The organism is Streptomyces sp. NPDC102441 (assembly GCF_044765585.1).
GTDB lineage: Bacteria > Actinomycetota > Actinomycetes > Streptomycetales > Streptomycetaceae > Streptomyces.
Genome location: NZ_JBIWKH010000021.1, coordinates 83395 through 101269 on the forward strand (window position 1 = coordinate 83395; position 17875 = coordinate 101269).

Genomic DNA, 17875 nt, shown 5'->3' on the forward strand with positions numbered 1-17875 from the left:
CGGGTATGGGGAATGCTCTGTGGGACCGGCTATCGGTCGAGGTGCAGGCGGAGGTGGACGGCCTCGTCTCGGCCGGGCGGAACGTGCAGGCCATCGCTGTGATGCGTGAGCGTGTCGGTCTGCCGACGCCGCATCTGCATGAGTGCGTCGATGTGGTGGGCCAGCGATTCAGCGTATTACGGCACAGGTCAGCGAGTTCGTGACAATGCCTCGCGTGGTGGTTACGCGTCGCGCCAGTTCGGAGACGACTCACGTGTGAGCCTGCGGCTCATCAGGTCGATCATCGCGAGGCGGATCATTGCTTCGGAGCGGTGCGGGTGGGTTTCGTAGTCTCGGGCGAGGCGGCGGTACATGGACGCCGCCGTCACGCAGCTGCGCGAGGACGGGTTCGACGTCCGCGACGAGGACATGGCCCACCTCTGCCCGTTCGTCCGCCATCACATCAACATGCTCGGCCGGTACTCCTTCCAACTCCCCGAGCTGCCCGGGGCTCCGCGCCCGCTGCGTGATCCGGACGCCGCAGACGACGAGTAACGCTGGTCGGGCCGGTCAGCGGGCGAGACGCGGGTGTAGCGGGTGAGGCCGGCGGCCGAGGGGTGCCCGGAATGGACCAGGGCAGCACTCACGTGTGATCCGGCCGAGGAGGCGGCGCAGCCGCCTGCCGCCTACCGGGCTTTCGTAGAGGCGCGGATCTGGTCGGCCAGCCGCGCGAGTTCGGCCACCGTCGCGGGGGAGGCGTCGCTGAGTCCGCTGTGTACGGCCGTCGGGCTTCGCAGGAAGCGCCGCAGCGTGGCCACGAGCAGTCCTTCCGGCAGGGTCCGCAACGCGGCGAACCCGCGAGGGACCGGCGGCGTCGGCATGGCCGCCAGGTTCTGCCGCATGAGGCGGAGCATGCCGCGGACCGCGTCCGGATCGTCGGCCAGCGCTACCGGGCCGCCCGCCGCGTGCACCGCCTGTCCGAGCGGGACCTCGAACGCGGCATGCGTCTTGAGCCAGGCATCCATCTTCGGCTCGGCCTTGGCGTTGATCCCGGCGGTGCGGAACGCCCGCACGATCCGTTCCAGTCGCGCGGTGGTCCGGCCGTCAGGTTCGCCGATCGGCATCGCAACCCGGCGGGTCATGAAGTTGGGCGCGCGGTAGCGGACCACGTCGCCGTCCATCGTGCCGCCGGCCGTGCCGAACCCGAGCAGCACCCGCTCGGGGCCGATCACCGCGCCCAGCGGCTCCGCGCCGGCCGCCCAGTTGAGCAGGAACACCACGTCGCCTTCGAGACCAGCGAGTGACTCCAGCACCGCGTCCACCTGATGGGTGCGGACGAAGACCGCGATCAGGTCGTACCCGCCGGCCGGGTGCTCGACCACCGGCACCGGTACCCGCCTGACGGCCGGGCTGCCTGCCTCGGCGAGCTGCACTCCGTGCCGGCGCAGGGCGGCCAGGCGCTCGCCCCGGGCGAGGAGCGAGACGTCGTGCCCGGCCTCATACAGGCGGGCGGCGAACAGGCTGCCGAGAACCCCGGCGCCGTACACGAGCAGTTTCATGACAACCCTCTTCATACGTTCGTTTCAGTCATACGTTTCAGTCATACGTTCGTTTGAATCAAACGTCTGTAGTGTACGCAGGCATGGCGCCACCTGACACCCGCACCCAGATCCTCGACGCGGCCGAGCACCTCTTCGCCGAGCGCGGTTACCGCGGCAGCTCGGTCCGCGCGATCACCGACCTCGCCGGAGCGAACCTGGCCGCCGTCGGGTACCACTTCGGCTCGAAGGCGGAACTCCTGGCCGCGGTCGCCCGCCGCGTGATCGAGCCCATCAATGCCGCGCAGTGCGCCGGGCTCGACCGACTGCTCGACAGGACCCCGGACCCTGCGGTCACCGAACTGGTGGAGGCATTCGCGGGGCCGCTGTTCGACGAGATGCGGCCCGGTGACGAGGGCGGTGCCCGGACGTCCCGGTTGATCGTGACGATCCTCAGCGACCCGGCCGAGGAGGTGCGCAGCTGGACCGGTCCGGCCGAGGACACGGTCCGTGAGCGCTACCTGGCAGCCTTCGGGCGCGCACTGCCCGGCCTTTCCCCGGAGGAGCTGCGGTTCCGGATGCGGGGGATCCTCGCCGTGACGGCAGTGGACCGGGTCGAGGTCTACCAGCAGCGCTCCCCGGCCTGCCTGTCCCCAGTAGCGGGCGAGGCAGCCCGGCACTGGGCGATCACGTTCCTGACGGCAGCGATGAGCGCACCACCGACGGGAACCTGACAACTCGGGACCGGTCGAGGCTTGGCGACCCCGATGCCGTACGAGCGGAGGGTGTTCGCGTTGTCGAGCGAGCCGAGGAGAACGTCCGCCGCAGTGCGGACGGTCAACGCCTTTCCGACGGGCGGCCGTATGTGCACACCCGCAGGGGAGCTGCTCCTCGCACACCGCAAGCGATCCGGGCGCGGCGGCGGTGCTGGTGGGTCATCAGGCGACGGCCGGGCGCTGTGCGGCAAGGCGGGTGAGGTGGGCCTCGCGCAGTTCCTCCCACGGGGTGCACTGCTCGGGATCGGGCAGGCCGTTGGTGGCGATGTCCTCGAGGACGGCGGCGAACCGGTCGGCGTCGGCGCGGGTCTTGGCCGCGTACGCGCGCACCGCGTCGGCGGCCGCGGGCTCCAGCTGCCGGGCGGCGGTGTCGGCGGGGGCCGGATGTTCGCTCATCGATGGCTCCAGAGGGCAGAACTGGCGTGTCCCACCACGGTATCGCCGGGCAGGCGAGCCCGGGAGCACTCCGCAGGAACCCGGGCCGTAACCACGTGACCTGTGCCAGTGAACGTTGATCATTTGCCACTCAAAGATGATCAACGCTGGTTTGTGCCACCGAAGGTTGATCAGTTGGCGTGCGAGCAGGTGCGGGCGCCTCGCGAGGCGCCGGAGGGGCCCTGGTAGCGGCGCTACCTGGGGACGTGCCACACGCCACGCAGGGAGCCTTCACGGTTGACACTCCCAGAATGAGTGATTGAATACTCACATGAAGATGGAACGACGTCAGCTGTCCACAGCCGATGAGCGCCGGGAGACGGTGCTGCGCACCGCCATCGGGGCCTTCGCGGCCCGGGGGTATTTCGGCACCACGACCACCGAGGTAGCGAAGGCCGCCGGCATCTCCCAGGCCTACGTCTACCGCCTCTTCCCCAATAAGGAAGTCCTGTTCACCGCAGTCGTCGAGCACTGCTTCGTCCGGGTGCGCGCAGCCCTCGAAGCCGGTGCGGCGAAGGCCGAGAGCAGCGCCCCCGAAGCCGTGCTCACCTCGATGGGCGACGCCTACGCCCGCCTGATCAGTGACAACGACCTCATGCTGGTCCAGCTGCACGCCCAGGCAGCCGCGGTCTCCGAGCCCGCGGTCAGGGAGGCGGTGCGCTCGGGGTATGCCCGAACCGTCGAGTACGTCCGAAGCGCCTCGGGAGGCGGCGAGGAGCAGGTGCAGCAGTTCTTCGCCACCGGCATGCTCTGTCACCTGCTGGTCTCCATCGACGCCGAGGCCATTTCCGCACCCTGGACCCGCACCCTGACGGCCGGAATCATGCACTACTGACACCACGCACCGGCAGGCGGCCACGGACCCAGTGGCTCGCCTGTCTCGCCGGTCTCCGTAGTGAGTGTTTAACCACTCTCTTTTTCTTCACCTCGCATCCGTACTGAAGGAGAAACCCATGAAGAAGCTCACAGGCCGCCCAACCGACGAGGTCGACATCCGCTCAACCGTCTCCGGTCCGGCCGGGCCGACGGTCACGGAGGCCGTGCTCCCCGGCGCCGTGGAGCCCGAAGCCCCACCACTGCCAACGCCGATTCACAGCACACAGGAGGTTGTCATGAAGGTTGCAGACACCGCGCTCAACGGCCGTGGCCCCACGGTTCGGGCAGACAAGATCGGTCGGTGGCTGCTCGTCCTTGCGACGCTCTCGACCGTCGGCGCGTTCTTCCACGGCATCGCGCCCATGATGGACGCGCCCGATTCCCGGATATGGGTGGAGGGCTGGCGCACGTCCGCCTACCTGGTCTTCGCCGGACTATTCGCCATTCTCGCCGCAGCGCCGCGTGCCCACCGAGGGCTGTGGGAGCTGATCATCGGCCAGAAGACCGCGCTCGTTGTCATCGCTGCGGTGGTGGGCGATGTGAATGAGGCGCGCCAGTCCGGTCTGATCGATTTGGGTCTCGTGGTGGTCGTCGTGGCGGCCTACGTGTTGTGCCGTGGCTGGTACGGCTGGCGAACGAGCGCCGCAGAGCCGACCGGCGGTCAACCGTCCGCCGGTCCGGCTGCATGATCCGGTCTGCCCAGCCTGCGCCTGGCCTTGCACACACCACACAACCCCAACTCACACAGGGCTCCTGAGCGCGATCTTTAACCTCACTGGTCACTCGTCCTGCTGACCTGCGGTTCTTTCCGGGACAGAGGAGGCGGCCGTTCTCCACGCTTCGAGATGTCGAGTAACGAATCGTGAGAGAACGGCCGCTGCGTATGAGTCTTCCCGTCGAGGCGCCCGCAGGAGAGGCATTGGGGGGTGTTGTCCCGCTTTCGTGTCGAGTTCTACGACTGTCTGTATGCGCGCGCGGACGCGCTCTTCGAGCTGGCCGACTCGGTGTTGTGCGCGGACGGCCCGGTGACATCCCTGGTCGAGCTGACGCTGACTGCCGAGCATCGGCGCGGGCATGGCGCGATGTACGACGCGATCAATCACGGTTGGCTGGAGCCGCGCCGTCTACGGCGGCTGCTTGCCTCCACGCCGTTGCCGAGGGCAGCCGATGGGCGGATCGTCCTTGCGGTGGACGTGAGCAACTGGCTGCGACCCGATGCTCCAACCAGCCCTGACCTGCTGTTCTGTCATGTCTACGGGCGAGGACGCAGCGCGGACCAAATGATTCCTGGCTGGCCCTACTCCTGGCTCGCCCTGTCGGCGCGCCCCGACGCGTAAGCAGCTTTTGTCGTAATGTCCGGGGACTTGGTGCTCGAACGGCCGTCTCGATTGGGTGGTCGTCGGGTGGTCGTCGGGTGCTCGGCGCATGCGAGGAGGGTCTCTGAACGGGTCTGTGTTGTCCCGGGAGGTTGGTTACGCGGCTGGCGGGGGCGGGCGGCAGGAACAGGCAAGGCAGACAGTCCGATCAGCAGAAGTGGGTCACAACGCCATGGGGGCCCTGTTCATGCCGTCTCGTGGTGGACCGGGCCCAAGGCGGTGAGTTCCTCCACAGACAGGCGCAGGGAGCCGACGGCGACGTTCTGGGCGAGGTGGTCGAGGTCGCCGGTGCCGGGGATGGCCAGGACGTGGGGGGCCTGGTGGAGTGTCCACGCCAGCCGGATCTGGGCTGCGCTCACGCCGTGGGCGCGGGCGATGGCGTGCACCTCCGGGCTGTGGTCGGTGGTCGCGCCCCCGTCGCGTCCGGTGCCGGCGATCGAGTAGAACGGCACGAACGCGATGCGTTGTTCACCGCAGATGCCCATGAACTCCTTCTGCTCGGGCGATGCGCCGATGCCGTACATGTTCTGGACGCAGACCACCGGTGCGATGCTCTGAGCCTCGGCGAGGTGGTGGGGGCGGATGTTGGACAGGCCCAGGTGCCGGATGAGTCCGGCCTCGCGCAGTTCGGCAAGTGCGCCGAAGCGTTCGGCGATGGAGTCGGTGCCGACGATGCGCAGGTTCACCACGTCGAGGTGGTCGCGGCCGAGCTGGCGCAGGTTCTCCTCGACCTGGCCGCGCAGTTGCTCGGGGGTGGCGTGGGGCAGCCATTGGCCTGAGGGGTCGCGGCCCGGTCCGACCTTGGTGGTGATGACGAGGTCGTCCGGGTAGGGGGCCAGTGCCTGGTTGATCAGCTCGTTGGCACTGCGCAGTGACGAGAAGTAGAACGCGGCGGTGTCGATGTGGTTCACGCCGAGTTCGACCGCGCGGCGCAGCACACTGATCGCCTGGTCGCGGTCGCGTGGGACGGCGTCGGCCGCGAATGCCTTGCCGTGCTGCGTCAGGCGCATCGCGCCGAAACCGATCCGGTTGACTGTCAGGTCGCCGAGGTTCCAGGTGCCCGATGCCGCCGCGGTGATTGTTTGTGAGGTCATGGTGGGATGATCTCCGCTCGGTAGGCTGGTCCGCCATTGATTCATGCATGCCTGAATCCATTGAGGAGTGGTTGTCCTGGCAGAGCTGGCGTTCTCGACGAGCGATCTGGCGCAGGTGCGGTTCGCCGTCTCACCGATGTGGGAGGTCGCACCCAGCTTCCGACTGCTGACGTCCGCCGCCGCGCATCCGATCCACCGGCCCTGGGCCGACCAGGTACGCCCGCGTGTGGTGGCCGCCGGGCTGCACCGGGGCTGGCTCTGCGAGCTGGTCCCGCCCACCGGTGGCTACGTCCCCGACTTCCTCAACCCGGCCCCCGCCGGACCGGCCCCCACCCCGGCGGCAGAGCGGGACGCGATCCGGGCCTCGCCCGCCGACCGGGTGCGCCAGGACCTCGACCACCTCGCCCGCCACCAGGGGAGCCTCGGCCCCCGGCTGCGAGCCCTGCACAACGACCCACAGGGCCTCCTGGTCAAGGTCGCAGAGGAGCTCGAAACGTACTGGGAGCTGGTACTCGCCCCCTACTGGGCACGAATCCGGGCAGTTCTGGACGCAGACATCCTCTACCGGGCCCGCCTGGCCGCCGAGCACGGTGCCGGCCACCTCCTCAACGACCTGCATACGTCCGTGAGCTGGGGCGACAACGCGCTCCGGATGTCCCGCCGAAAGCAGCCGCTGACCCGCACGACGGCAGGTACGGGACTGCTGCTGATCCCCTCAGCCTTCACCGGACCAGGGCTGCGCACCCGAACGACGCCACCGGACCCGCCCCAGCTCGCCTATCCGGCGCGCGGTGTCGGCTCACTATGGACGAGGCGCCCCGTCGCACGGACCGACACCCTCTCCGCCGTACTCGGCCGCTCGCGGACCCTGCTGCTGACCGAGTTGGAGATCCCGGCCTCCACCACACAGCTGGCCCACCGCACCGGACTCTCTCCCGCAGGGGTATCCCAATACCTCACCGCGCTCCGCAGCGCGGGCCTGGTCAGCACCCACCGCGCGGGCCGCTCCGTTCTCTACGCCCGGACCGCCGCAGCCGAAGCCCTTCTCCAAGCCGCCTCCGCCTGACCTCACGTCAACCCCCGAAAAACTTCGAGAGCCGACCAATAAGGGAGCGTTTCTTCCGATGATCCAGCCCGTACGCCTTGACCGCAGTGGTCCCGATACCGCCTCGGTCATGGATGTCTCGCCGTTCAAGCCTGCTCTCGTCAAAGCGGTGTTCAGGGACGTGACCTCGATGCACGTCTCCCGGTCGGCCGCGTGGGCTGCCGCGTCGGTGACGCGGACCGTGCTGACGGAGATCATCGAAGGCGCGAGGCGAGCGGCGGCGGCGGAGGCCCGGAAGAAGCTGATTCCCGGGGACCTTGTCTCGGCGATCGACCGGAACGTCGAGCTCGAGGTGGGGTCCAAGTGGTACGACCACACCCCGACGTTTCGAGGCCTGACCGGTGTCCTGTACGACGCCGAGGGGGTCATCGTGCCCTCTCGTAAGCGCAGCAGGTCGCGCAAGCCGAGTGCTGTGGTCGGGGCCCACAGGTTCGAGGCCGGGGTCAAGAAGCTGCTGCGGAGCCAGGGGGCGAGGGCCGTACCGGCGATGGTCCGCGACCTGGACGGAATCGCGAGCGTGTTCCTGACGGACCTCGCCAGGGACGCGGCCATGGTCGTCCGCGAGGGCGGGGTCAAACGTTTCGGTACGGTCACCCTGGTGATGCCGGGCGAACCGGCCCCACCCCCGCTCCTCGAGGATCCCCTCCGGGCCCCGTCCGCCCGCAGGGGGGACAGGCGGACCATCGGCAGGGATGACATCCTGGCCGCCACCACGATTCAGTTGTTCGGCGGCAATCTCAGGCAGCAAGCCCTCACCGAAGCAAGCGAGGCGACACAGAACACTTCGGCCGGCTGAACGGGGCGACCAACATCGCCGCTTGCACTCCCATCTGCTAACGCAGACTCGCCAAGTGCGATGATTTCTCAGCCGATACGGATGAGCCGTCGCTTCGAGCGCTGGGAAACGCCGCCGACCGCACGGCGAAGACGGTCACCGGCTTTGTCGGTCAGGAGCGAGAGCGTTTGTCACCCAAGGGCAAGAACACCCCGTGGACAAGGCAGACGATGTAGCCGAGTTTCAGCATCGCCCGGTTGCTTGAATCGGCACTGATGTTGTGCGTTCCCCTGGCTGCGTGCCGCGGACAGTCATCGCATGCACGACGGGCAAGGCCCTTGCCCGCCTGGACCGAAGCCTTCGGATGGAGCTGCCAGCGAGCGGCGTGGTCGCCATGTGGCCCCGCCCGGGCGCGCGACGAGGTGGCAGGATGACGCGGTGTCCGACACTCTGCGTGAACTCTGGCTGCGCGGCGTCGCCTTCAATCCGGCGGCGCCCTCCGACGTACTGATACGCCTGATGGATCAAGCGTCCGGTGAGCTCGGCCAGCTGATGTGTAAGGACCGCGACCTGCCCGACGCCGTCATCGACGCAGCCCTGCGCCACCCGGAGTGGCGGATTCGCGGCGCGCTCGCCCGCAACCAGCACGTAGATCCTTCGCGACTCGCCCCCTTGGCAACGGACCCGTCGGGACTCGTCCGCGCGCGGCTCGCCAACCCCCACCCCCACCCCTGGCCCCGCTGGGTCCGACCGCTGCCGGACGACATCCTCGTCACCCTCCTGACTGCCCAGGAAGGGGGCGAGGACGGCAAGGTCACCGCGAACGAAATCATCTGGGAGCTCGACTCGTCCCGGCAGATCCCGCTGTCCTTCTTCCGCTCCATGGCCGGCCGCGAGGATCCCGCACTCCGGATACGGGCCACTTGGCGGTGGGATTCGCTCACCCCGGCGCAGCAGGCGGGGCTGCTCGACGATCCGGACCCCGCGGTCCGTGAAGCGGCGCAGGACAGGAACTGGGAGCTGGACCCGGAACGGGTGGAGGCCGAGCTGCCGTCCATCCGTCCGAGCAGCAGGCCGTTCGTGCTCGGCAGGTGCGCTCTGTCGCCCGCGCTCGTCGAGCAGTGCTTCGCGGACGACACGGTGCGCCCCCTGGCCCGGAACCCCCACACTCCGGCCGACGCCGTCGCCCGGCTCGCCCGGCATCCCGAGGCGAAGGTCCGCGAGGTGGTCGCCGCCCGGCCCGACCTGGGACCGGACCTGGTGGCGGAGCTGAGGGAGGACCCGGACGAGGACGTGCGGATGCGCGCACGCCTCCACCCCTTCCCCCGCACCTGGGTCGAGTACGACGTGATCGACCGGGTCATCGGGCACGGTCCTGAATGCATCTGCCCGATCACCGAGCCGGACCCCGACCCGGCCACCGTGCCGTCGCCCGACTGGTTCGCCGCCTGCGCGGTGTCCGGGGAACCGGTGCTCCGCCGGGTTGCGGCGAGCTGGTCCGGCCTGCCCGCAGAACTCGTCGGGACACTCGCGCAGGACGACGACGAGGAGGTCCGGATCCGGCTGGCCTGCAACCACCCATTGGCTCCGCCACGCCTCCTCCTGGACGTCTTCGTCACCCGCCCGGACCACCGTTCGGACCTGCTGACGCTGCCCGGCTTCCCGCGCACCGGCCGTACCCACCTCATCGGCCACCCGGATCCCGAGGTACGCGCCCTGGCCGCAGCCGATCCCACCCTGCCCGAACCCCCGGTGGACGATGCCGACGAGGCGGTGCGTCGGGCCGCCGCCGCCAACCCGAGCCTGACACCGGAAGCCCTGGAGACCCTCCTCGCCGACCCCCGCACCGCAGAAGGCGCCGCGGCCAACCCGTCCCTCCCCGTACCCCGTATGCACGCACTCCTCGACCGCTGCCTCAACGGAGCCGCCACCCCACCAACCGCAGCGGGACGCCGAGAGGCGGCGCCCGGGTAGCGATCACAGGCAGGGCAACCTCTGCCGTCACCCTCTACGAGACGGGTCGGCCCAGGCGCGTAAGCGTCAGCCGGCGTTACAAAGCCCTTCTCGGCACCCGCACCTGCGGCTGCGGCGCCCGGAGTCCGGGTTGATCCGGCCTGGCCGCTGTCCGGGACTGCCCCCACCCCTGGGCCGCCGCCAGGCCGCGGTGGGCTCCAGCATCCAGCAGGGCCCGGGGTACCGGGACGCCGGCATGCTGAGCCACGTCCAGAAGCGACGCGGCTGACGCCTGCTCAGCCGGCAGCACGGCCTTGTACGAGTGCGACAGCGCTTCCAGCTGGTGACGGCGAACCGGGCGGAAGCGGTGATCGTCCAGCCCGCGTGCCCGCTGCTCGAAGGCATCGGTGACAAGGCCGCCCCGTGCCATGCTCACCGCCTGCGGCGCGGCGAGAGCGAGCTGCCAGCCCGCGGCCGGCAGCCGGTACAGGGCGGAGGCCAGCGCTCCGGCGCCCTGTGCGTCGGTGAGGATCTCCGATCCTTCCCGCGGGGCGGGCCGGGTCGCGGCCTCCGGGCGCCACTCGGGTCCGTACAGCAGCTGTCCCACTCGGACCGCTGCCGTGTGGGCGATCACGGTGGAGGGATGGGGGACGACCTGCGGCAGGCGTACGACCTCTCCGCGGCGGACGATCTCATAGCTCGGGGCGGGCAGCTTCGGGTGGGACCGCGGGTCGGCGATGTCCACGATCCGGTGCCATGCCGTCGCGGACTTCTGCCAGGCCTGCGCGGACGCGCGCAGTGCTCCCGCGCTCTCCCGAAGGGCGGCGGCAGCTGCCTCGTCCGGCAGCTCTTCCGAGACCGTCAGCAGGACACGGCCGGCCAGCAGGCGCTGCATGGCTGTCCAGCGCGCCAGTTGCTGGAGGTCCGATCCGCTCATGCGGTGATCGGAGCGGTGGTGCAGCGTTTCGAAGGCCGCCCGGGACAGCCGGTCGCAGTCCTCGGCGAGGTTGGCCGGTACGTCCTCTGTCCGATCGGTGGGGTGGGCCTGGACAGGCTCGACGGGAAGCGTCAACGAGAGAGCGCCGATCGCGGCGTCCGCGTCGCGCGTCCCGTCCCGGCCGAAGACGGACGCCTCGGAGAGGAAGCGGCGGACGTCGCCGAACGCTGCTGCGACGGAGGGGTCCACAGAGTCCTGGGCGAGACCGGACGCCACCTGGGCCGCGCCCCAGGCGAGCTCGGAGCAGCGGCGGGTGAGGTAGTGATGGGCCGGGCCTGTGGTGAGCGCGTACGCGTACGCAGTCAGCGGCACGCGGTCCGGTCCGCGGTGGCTCTCGATGACGTCGCGCACCGCGTGGACCGCGGCCGAGGCGTCGGGCAGGTGGTTCTCCGCCGGACCGGCGCCGGGCGGGGGCAGCAGACGCTGCGCGGACTGTACGGCGTCACTGGCTCGACTCAGGTGATAGACGAGATCCTTCGTCACGGCTGACTGGGGTGCGTCCTCGTCGCCCAGGCCCAGGGGCTCGGCCAGCGCGGACAGGAACTGGTCGAGGTGATGGGCGGAGGCCGGCCGATCCGATGAGGGTGCTGCCGCTGCCGTCCGGAGCCGGTCCCCGGCTGTGTCGAAGAGTTCGTCCAGCGTCGCCATCACTGCTCCCGGACGGCGGCCAGCGAACGTGCGGCGGCAGCCGCGTGCTCGGCAGCCTCACCGAGCTGGACGTCCTGTTCAGCGAGGTCGGCGAGTGCCCGATGTGCCCTTTCCAGGAGGGCGACGTAGGGATCCAGGCCGCCGGGACCGGTCTGGATGTCGCTCGCCTCCAGGACGACCGGGCACCCGGATTCGGGCAGCGGCAGCAGAGAGCGGGCGGCCAGGCATTCCTGTGCCGCCATGAGTGCGAGGAAAGCGTCGCCGTCCTCCTCCCATGTGACGGCGTCGGCCACCTGCCCGCCGAGATCGAGTGCCTCCCAGGCGCCGGCCAGCACCGTGGTGGGGTCCGTCGACCCCAGAGCTGTGTCCAGAGCGTTCATCGCGGTGTTCATGAGGACCTCTTCTGCCTGTCGCGCGTTGTGGCTGATCGGATCGTGGCACCGGATCCGGCGAGGGCCCAACCCCCTGTGGATGACGAAGCCTTTGTGGACGAAGCGGGTGTGGGTAGGTCAGGTGATGCTTCTGGCCTCACGTGAATCGGCCAGGGCCTGAAGTCGCTGACGGGTCCGACGAGCCACTGCTGCCTCGGGCCCGTGGATGTCGGTGACCGCACCCAGAAGCTCGGTGCCGAGCGCGGGCGCGTCAGCGTCCGGGACGGTGCGCCAGAGGCTGTAGACCCGGCGGGTGGCCTCCTCGGTGTCGGGGTGGCCGGGCCCCTGGATCGTGGCCCGCAGCCGGGCGGTGTGCAGATACCACCCGAGGGAGGTCGCGTGATCACCCGCCAGGTAGGCGAGGTGCGCGCGGATCTCCCGGATATGAACTGTGTTGAGGTGCTCCGGTCCGTACTCGTCGGTGACCTCGGTGTCGAGCTGGCAGGCCATCCAAGCGGCGTCCGGGAGCAGCCCAGAGGCAGCCTTTGCGGCGATTTCCGTCAGCCGGCCGCGCAGGACCTGGGGGATGCGGGCCACGGACTGCTCCTGTGTGGCCTCGTGCTGGAGGCCCCAGAAGTCCGGCGTGACGGTGCCCCAGGGGTGGAACAGCTCTTCGTGCTCGATGTTCATCTGCTGTCCTTCGGTCTCGCGGGTCACCACCGCACCACCCGGCGGACCTCGGTGACCCGGGTGACGGCGCTGGTGGAGTTGCGCCAGCTGCTGTAGGAAACGACGCGGGTACGGACTCCGGTGCGGGGCGCCTCGATGACCATGTCGTCGCCGATGTACATGCCGACATGGCCGGGGCGGGCGTCGGAGCCGTCACTGCCGGGGTTGAAGACCAGATCTCCCGGCTTGGGGCTGTCGACGCTGACGTGGGTGCCGATGCCGACCTGGTCGTAGGTGACCCTCGGGATGCTGATGCCGGCCGCCCTGTACGCCTGCTGCATGAGGGAGGAGCAGTCGCACCAGCGGGCGGAATCGGTGCCGTGGGCATGGGTGCAGTCGCCGCCGAGCTGGTACCAGCCGCCCTTCTGCTTCAGGGCCCAGGCAACCGCGGTGCGTACCTCGCGGGGCGTACCGGCGGGCAGGGTGTATCCGGCGGGCAGCTGTACGTCGCTGCTCGACGCCGGGGCGGTGAACTGCTTCGCCAGCGCCATGATGATCTTGACGTAGTTGTAGGTCTGGCCCTTCGCGAAGTCCGCGGGGGGTACGCCGCGATACTGATCGACCCTGCCCCAGCCCGCGTTGTAGCCGGCGAGGGCGAGCTCCGTCGGTGACCCGTCGTACTGAGGATGCGCCCTGCCCTTCCGCATCAGGCTGCACATGAACTTCCCCTGACCGGCGATCGCGTCCGCGGGCTCCCACACGCTTTTGGTGCCGTTCCCGTTCCCGTCGGTCGCCCAGGCGGGTCAGGTGCCCGGCATGAACTGGGCGATGCCCTGGGCGCCGGCGACGGGGGATTGAGCCCGCGGATCGAAGTTCGATTCCTGCTTCAGCTGAGCCCCCAGCACGGCCGGCTGAAGGCCTGCGTCGCAGTCGCCGGCGGCCTCGAGAATCATCGGCGCGTACTCGGACGGCACGCCCCCTCGGCCGATGCGCAGACTGCCGGCGGTCGGACCGAGGCTTCCACCGGAGTCGCCGTCGTCATCGTCGAAGGCAGCGATGAGCAGTACGACCCCCACGCCCAGCGCGACGGGAGTCATCACGGCCCCGCCCACGGCGACCGCCAGCCAGCGTGTGACGCGCACAGTCCCCCCAGGCCTGCACCGAGTTTGCGGAAACGAACCCGCATGCCTGGTCGATTTCAAGGCGTCAAGCTGGACGCAGAAGGGTGATCGTATGTGACACTATGCCATCACTGCTTATCGGGGCCCATGTTGGCGACGTGGGTTAACCGTCCGGGTGACCGGATTCTGTCGCCCGGATCCGTTCCGGTATGACGAGATGACGGATCGCATTAGCGTATGCGAAGAGTCGGCGCGAGTATGGGGGTAAGCGTGGGCAAGAGAGAGCTACCTTCACTTGGGCTCTCTTCGGGGGTTCGTCTTGTGGTGCCGGTGATGGCCGCGACGGGCGGCAGCGGCCGGTCGACCGTCGCGGATTTGCTGGCAGCACACATGGCCGCGGCCGGAGCGTCAACAGTCGTCCTCGACACCGCTCCACGGCTCTCGTCCCCGTGGCCGTCGTGGACGGTCGGTCAGCAGGCCGGGGGCCTGGCCGCACTGCCGCCGGACAGGCCGCTCACCCGCTCCCAGGTACAGCACGCGGCCGCGCTACGACCGGATGCCGACCGGCCGGGCTGGCAGGTACTGACCGACGGCCGCGACTGGCACAGCCCGCCGCTCGCTCTGCCGCACGCCCCGGCCGCGTGGCTGCAGCTGGCGGCCATCGGCGGCTGGCAGTGCGTCATCGCCGACACCCCGCACCCGGTGGCGCACGACATCCTCGAGTCCCGGTGCGCCGGGCAGATCGGCCGGACCCGGTCCTGGTGCGAGCTGCCCTACGCGGTGCCCGTGCTGTGCGCCTCGGCCACCGCCAGCGGCATACAGGCCCTCCAGCAGGCCGTGATGGCCATGCATGCGGACGGGATGCCGCTCCAGCGAACCGTGGCGGTCCTCGTCGCCCAGGCGGACGGACGCCTCCCCGCTGTCGTGCGGGCGGGCGCCATGATGCTGTCCGCACGAACCGCCGCGGTCGTCCACTTCCCGCACGACCCGAACATCCGCGCCCACGGACTGCGCACGGTCTCCCGACTGCGCTCACGTACCCAGCAAGCTGCGGGTCTGCTCGGCCAGGAAGTCCTCGCAGCGGCCGGAGCCTCATGGGGCAGGCCGCTTCCAGACGCACCACGACCCGCGCCCCTGGCCGTGGTCTCCCATCCGTAGACGACCTTTGACGAGGTGTTCCCAATGACGCTCATGGACGCGGTCCGCACTCTTGCCACCGACCCGGGCCTGCAGGTGCTGGCGGCAGACCCGCCCCCGGTCGTGCCGAAGCCCGCGCCCGCCCTCCCCGCGGCGGTGAACACACAGGTGCAGACAGTCCTGAACTGGACCGCGGGATTCGGGCTCGCCGCCGCGGTGATCGGAGGCCTGACCGGCTGGCTGCTGGTCGCCGTCGGCCACAACACGGAGAGGGCCCAGCTGGCGGCCAGGGGCAAGCAGTCCGTGCTGTGGAGCCTGTGCGGTGCCGGAGGGATCGGCTTGACCAGCTCCATGGTGCTCGCGGTCTACAACATGTCGATCTGAGGCCGCGGTATGGATATCCACGAGCGCGGAGCCCGGCGAGCCAAGCTTCTGCTCGTGGGGCTCACCGTCCTTGTTGTCGGCGCCCTGACCGTCGGGGGGATCGCCGCGTATTCACTGATCGACGAAGACAGCTCGAGCAAGCCGGCGTCCGGGCCGACAGCCACGGGGGAGACGAAGCCGTCCGGCTCGGCCTCGGCCGGCAGCGGCGGGGAGATGACGCCGGAGCGAGCCAAGAAGGTCTCGCTGAACGCGCCGACGGGCCAGAAGGGCGGCGCCTCCATCGGTTTCCCCCACAGTGCGGGCGGCGCTGTTTCCGCAGTCGTCCACTTCTGGGAGGAGCACGCCTGGATGGACGACCAGAAGGCCCGCCAGCAGCTCGAAGTCGTGACGTCGCCGGACGCGGCCGGGTACATCGACAAGCAGATCTCCGAGGTCCGAAAGCTCCGGGAAGGCGCGGGGCTCCCCGCCTCCGGTGGCACGCCGGCGGGGATCACCTTCACCACCACGGTGGAGGCCGTCCGTATGCGGAGCCTCGTCGGCGACGGCCTGCCCCGCGGAGACGTCGTCCACATCTGGCTGAGCTTCGACCGGTACGCGACCACACCGGAGAAGGCGACGGACGACAACCCGGTCAAGGGCGACACCGTCGACTTCATCGTCAAGTGGCAGGACGGCGCCTGGAAGCTCACCGACGAGCCCGTCTACTTCAAGCAGCGGACCTTCCCCGTCGCGTACGACCCGGACTCGCCCTTCGCATGGCAGGACCAGTGGATCCAGGTCAGGCATGAGGACTGAGCGTCCCGGAGGAGCCAGGGCAAGGTGCCTCCTGCTCGCTCTGCTGTGCTGCGTGGCCGTAGGCGTGGCCGGCGCCCCCGCCGCGGTCGCCGACCACGGGGGAAAGCACGCCGACTACGGACCCCCCAAGCCGCCGCCGGCGGAATGGACCAAGGGCGGCGACGTCGCGGGCATCGACACCCAGGGCCACTGGTGCGTCATGGACTTCGGAGCGGCCGACGGGGACTGCAAGCCCGCCGAGTCCGGCGAGCTGCCCGGCACCATCGGCGAGTGCGAAGGGGCTGACGGCAACGCGGCCAGGAACTGCGGCGAAGCCGATCGCCAGCGGTTTGAGGAGCTCCGCCTCGACAAGTGGCGTAAGGCCTACGACCAGAAGCAGGGCAACTTCGGAGAGCTGAACAAGTACGTCACCGCCTGCGTCGAAAAGGGCGGCACCTTCGAGCAGTGCCTGCGGGACGGCCAGCACGAGTACCCCCCGGACGCGAAGAACCCGGTGACCTGGGCGGCGGGCAAGATCAGCGAGCTTGCCTCGGACGCCCTGCAGGAAGCCGCCCGCTACATCGGGAAAGCCGTGGTGTGGCTGCTGGAGGAGTTCGCGAAGATCTTCAACACGTCGTCCACCATCGACCTGTCCAAGGTCGGTATCGGCTCCGCCACCAGCATCATGACCTCCCTCTCCCTGGTGATCGCCACCTTCCTCCTGCTCCTGCAGTTCGGAAAGGTCGCCATCAGCCAGCGGGGCGAGCCGGCCGCCACCGCCATCACCGGCCTGGCGAAGTGGGGAGTCATCTCGTCCGTGTACGTGCTGGCCACCCAGACCGCCCTGTCGTGGTCGGACGCGGTGTCCACCTGGATCATCAACTACACCTTCGACGGCGGCGGATCGGGCGAGGCCGATGCGACCGAGGCGATGCAGCACCAGCTCGGCACCCTCTTCGGAGGGCTCATCACCGGAGGTGGAGGCGCCGCGACGGTCGGGACCGCACTCATCACGGGGGAGACGGTGGCCGCTGCGGCGGTCGGGGTCATCATCGTCGTCGGGATCATCTGCATCCTCGCGATCGCCGCGCTGTGGCTCGAAGTGCTGCTGCGCCAGGCCGGCATCATGATTCTCGTCGCGACCATGCCCGTGGTCCTGGCCGGCCAGCTCTCGGACTCCACCCAGGAATGGTGGCCGAAGGCACGGAACGCGCTGATCGCCCTGATCCTCATGAAGCCGATGATCGTGCTCTGCTTCGCCATCGGATTCGGCGCGATGGCCGAAGGCCAGGGCGTGCAGAACATGTTCGTCGGCCTGGTCATCTTCATCCTGGCCTGCTTCGCGTGGCCCGTACTGGCCAAGTTCATGACGTTCTCCACCGTCGGCGGGGGCAGCGCGATCGCCTCCGGCCTCATGAGCTCCGTCGGCTCGTCCGCCGCGTCGGCGAGCGGCGGCTACCGCCCCGAGATGGGCGGAGCCGGCGCGGTCGGCGGCGGCAGCGCCTACACACGGGCCCTGGAACAGGACACCGCCCAGACGTCGGCGAGCGGTTCCAACGCTTCCCCGGTATCCGGCGGTGGCGCGGGCGGAAGCGGTGCCGGACGGTCCTTCGGCTCGAAGGTCTTCGGAACGGTCGCTCTGCCCCTGCAGCTCCTGGCGGCAGGCAAGGACACCCTCGAGTCCGGCATGTCGAGCACCGCCGGCCACGCAGGACTCGATCACGGTGCCGCAGGAGGCCGCCACGTCGTCATCGCCCAGCGGCGCGCATCCGCCGACGCGGGGTACCCACCCGAAGCACGGCCCGAAGGAGCGGACGCTCCGCCGCCGGTGCAGCCTCCCAGCCCCCCTCCGACTCAGGAATAGCTC

18 protein-coding genes and 3 pseudogenes are annotated in these 17875 nt (G+C 69.7%); 12 read left to right on the forward strand and 9 right to left on the reverse strand.

Annotated elements, in window-relative coordinates; translation table 11 throughout:
* Positions 1–221: 221 nt before the first annotated feature.
* Positions 222–350: pseudogene (locus ACIREO_RS35395) on the reverse strand (IS5/IS1182 family transposase); the annotation flags it as partial.
* Between ACIREO_RS35395 and ACIREO_RS35400 the strand changes: the two are divergent.
* Positions 346–534, forward strand: a pseudogene (locus ACIREO_RS35400) (Tn3 family transposase); the annotation flags it as partial. The pseudogenes ACIREO_RS35395 and ACIREO_RS35400 overlap by 5 nt on opposite strands.
* A 131-nt stretch (positions 535–665) precedes the next feature.
* Here ACIREO_RS35400 and ACIREO_RS35405 read toward each other — a convergent pair.
* Positions 666–1538 carry a ketopantoate reductase family protein gene (locus ACIREO_RS35405; RefSeq protein WP_404118004.1) on the reverse strand — a complete coding sequence of 291 codons (873 nt, stop codon included), beginning with the start codon at positions 1536–1538 and terminating at the stop codon, positions 666–668.
* 83 nt (positions 1539–1621) lie between these two features.
* Here ACIREO_RS35405 and ACIREO_RS35410 point away from each other — a divergent pair, with 83 nt between their 5' ends.
* Positions 1622–2251, forward strand: coding sequence for a TetR/AcrR family transcriptional regulator (locus ACIREO_RS35410; RefSeq protein ID WP_404118007.1), 630 nt, complete (start codon positions 1622–1624; stop codon positions 2249–2251).
* A 204-nt stretch (positions 2252–2455) separates the two neighbouring features.
* Here ACIREO_RS35410 and ACIREO_RS35415 read toward each other — a convergent pair whose 3' ends face one another.
* On the reverse strand, positions 2456–2689 hold the full coding sequence (locus tag ACIREO_RS35415) for a hypothetical protein (protein ID WP_404118010.1): 234 nt from the start codon (positions 2687–2689) through the stop codon (positions 2456–2458).
* A 310-nt stretch (positions 2690–2999) separates the two neighbouring features.
* Here ACIREO_RS35415 and ACIREO_RS35420 point away from each other — a divergent pair, with 310 nt between their 5' ends.
* The 3 genes and pseudogenes from ACIREO_RS35420 to ACIREO_RS35430 all read left to right on the forward strand — a co-directional run.
* Positions 3000–3563 carry a TetR/AcrR family transcriptional regulator gene (locus ACIREO_RS35420; RefSeq protein ID WP_404118012.1) on the forward strand — a complete coding sequence of 188 codons (564 nt, stop codon included), beginning with the start codon at positions 3000–3002 and terminating at the stop codon, positions 3561–3563.
* 118 nt (positions 3564–3681) lie between these two features.
* Positions 3682–4293, forward strand: coding sequence for a hypothetical protein (locus ACIREO_RS35425; protein WP_404118016.1), 612 nt, complete (start codon positions 3682–3684; stop codon positions 4291–4293).
* A gap of 237 nt (positions 4294–4530) precedes the next feature.
* Positions 4531–4917: pseudogene (locus ACIREO_RS35430) on the forward strand (transposase); the annotation flags it as partial.
* A 248-nt stretch (positions 4918–5165) separates the two neighbouring features.
* On the opposite strand, the gene ACIREO_RS35435 reads toward ACIREO_RS35430, so the two are convergent.
* Positions 5166–6074: an aldo/keto reductase gene (locus ACIREO_RS35435; protein WP_404118019.1), complete on the reverse strand. Its 909-nt coding sequence runs from the start codon at positions 6072–6074 to the stop codon at positions 5166–5168.
* 67 nt (positions 6075–6141) lie between these two features.
* Between ACIREO_RS35435 and ACIREO_RS35440 the strand changes: the two genes are divergently transcribed.
* The 3 genes from ACIREO_RS35440 to ACIREO_RS35450 all read left to right on the forward strand — a co-directional run bounded on the left by ACIREO_RS35440 (position 6142) and on the right by ACIREO_RS35450 (position 9928).
* Positions 6142–7140 carry a DUF5937 family protein gene (locus ACIREO_RS35440; protein ID WP_404118022.1) on the forward strand — a complete coding sequence of 333 codons (999 nt, stop codon included), beginning with the start codon at positions 6142–6144 and terminating at the stop codon, positions 7138–7140.
* A gap of 58 nt (positions 7141–7198) precedes the next feature.
* Positions 7199–7975: a hypothetical protein gene (locus ACIREO_RS35445; protein WP_404118025.1), complete on the forward strand. Its 777-nt coding sequence runs from the start codon at positions 7199–7201 to the stop codon at positions 7973–7975.
* 417 nt (positions 7976–8392) lie between these two features.
* Positions 8393–9928: a hypothetical protein gene (locus ACIREO_RS35450; RefSeq protein WP_404118028.1), complete on the forward strand. Its 1536-nt coding sequence runs from the start codon at positions 8393–8395 to the stop codon at positions 9926–9928.
* Positions 9929–10004: 76 nt separating this feature from the next.
* Here the strand turns inward: ACIREO_RS35450 and ACIREO_RS35455 are convergent, their stop codons facing one another.
* The 5 genes from ACIREO_RS35455 to ACIREO_RS35475 all read right to left on the reverse strand — a co-directional run bounded on the left by ACIREO_RS35455 (position 10005) and on the right by ACIREO_RS35475 (position 13734).
* Entirely contained in the window at positions 10005–11552 is a 1548-nt protein-coding gene (locus tag ACIREO_RS35455) for a hypothetical protein (protein WP_404118031.1), read from the reverse strand.
* The gene (locus ACIREO_RS35460) at positions 11552–11944 is read right to left on the reverse strand and encodes a hypothetical protein (RefSeq protein WP_404118033.1); all 393 of its coding nucleotides are present in this window, start codon (positions 11942–11944) and stop codon (positions 11552–11554) included. The genes ACIREO_RS35455 and ACIREO_RS35460 overlap by 1 nt, the downstream gene beginning before the upstream one ends.
* A 117-nt stretch (positions 11945–12061) precedes the next feature.
* Positions 12062–12613 (reverse strand): hypothetical protein, encoded by a 552-nt coding sequence (locus ACIREO_RS35465; protein ID WP_404118035.1) that lies wholly within the window; start codon positions 12611–12613, stop codon positions 12062–12064.
* Between the two features lie 23 nt (positions 12614–12636).
* Positions 12637–13353 (reverse strand): NlpC/P60 family protein, encoded by a 717-nt coding sequence (locus ACIREO_RS35470; RefSeq protein ID WP_404118038.1) that lies wholly within the window; start codon positions 13351–13353, stop codon positions 12637–12639.
* Positions 13354–13395: 42 nt separating this feature from the next.
* Complete coding sequence (locus ACIREO_RS35475; RefSeq protein WP_404118040.1) at positions 13396–13734, reverse strand: transglycosylase SLT domain-containing protein; 339 nt, start codon at positions 13732–13734, stop codon at positions 13396–13398.
* A 312-nt stretch (positions 13735–14046) separates the two neighbouring features.
* Between ACIREO_RS35475 and ACIREO_RS35480 the strand changes: the two genes are divergently transcribed.
* From ACIREO_RS35480 to ACIREO_RS35495, 4 genes are read left to right on the forward strand one after another with little or no spacing between them, the layout of a single operon-like run.
* Positions 14047–14871: a hypothetical protein gene (locus ACIREO_RS35480; protein WP_404118043.1), complete on the forward strand. Its 825-nt coding sequence runs from the start codon at positions 14047–14049 to the stop codon at positions 14869–14871.
* Positions 14872–14895: 24 nt separating this feature from the next.
* Positions 14896–15234: a hypothetical protein gene (locus ACIREO_RS35485; protein WP_404118046.1), complete on the forward strand. Its 339-nt coding sequence runs from the start codon at positions 14896–14898 to the stop codon at positions 15232–15234.
* Positions 15235–15243: 9 nt separating this feature from the next.
* Positions 15244–16029 carry a hypothetical protein gene (locus tag ACIREO_RS35490; protein ID WP_404118049.1) on the forward strand — a complete coding sequence of 262 codons (786 nt, stop codon included), beginning with the start codon at positions 15244–15246 and terminating at the stop codon, positions 16027–16029.
* Positions 16019–17872: a hypothetical protein gene (locus tag ACIREO_RS35495; RefSeq protein ID WP_404118051.1), complete on the forward strand. Its 1854-nt coding sequence runs from the start codon at positions 16019–16021 to the stop codon at positions 17870–17872. The genes ACIREO_RS35490 and ACIREO_RS35495 overlap by 11 nt, the downstream gene beginning before the upstream one ends.
* The last annotated feature ends 3 nt before the right edge of the window (positions 17873–17875 follow it).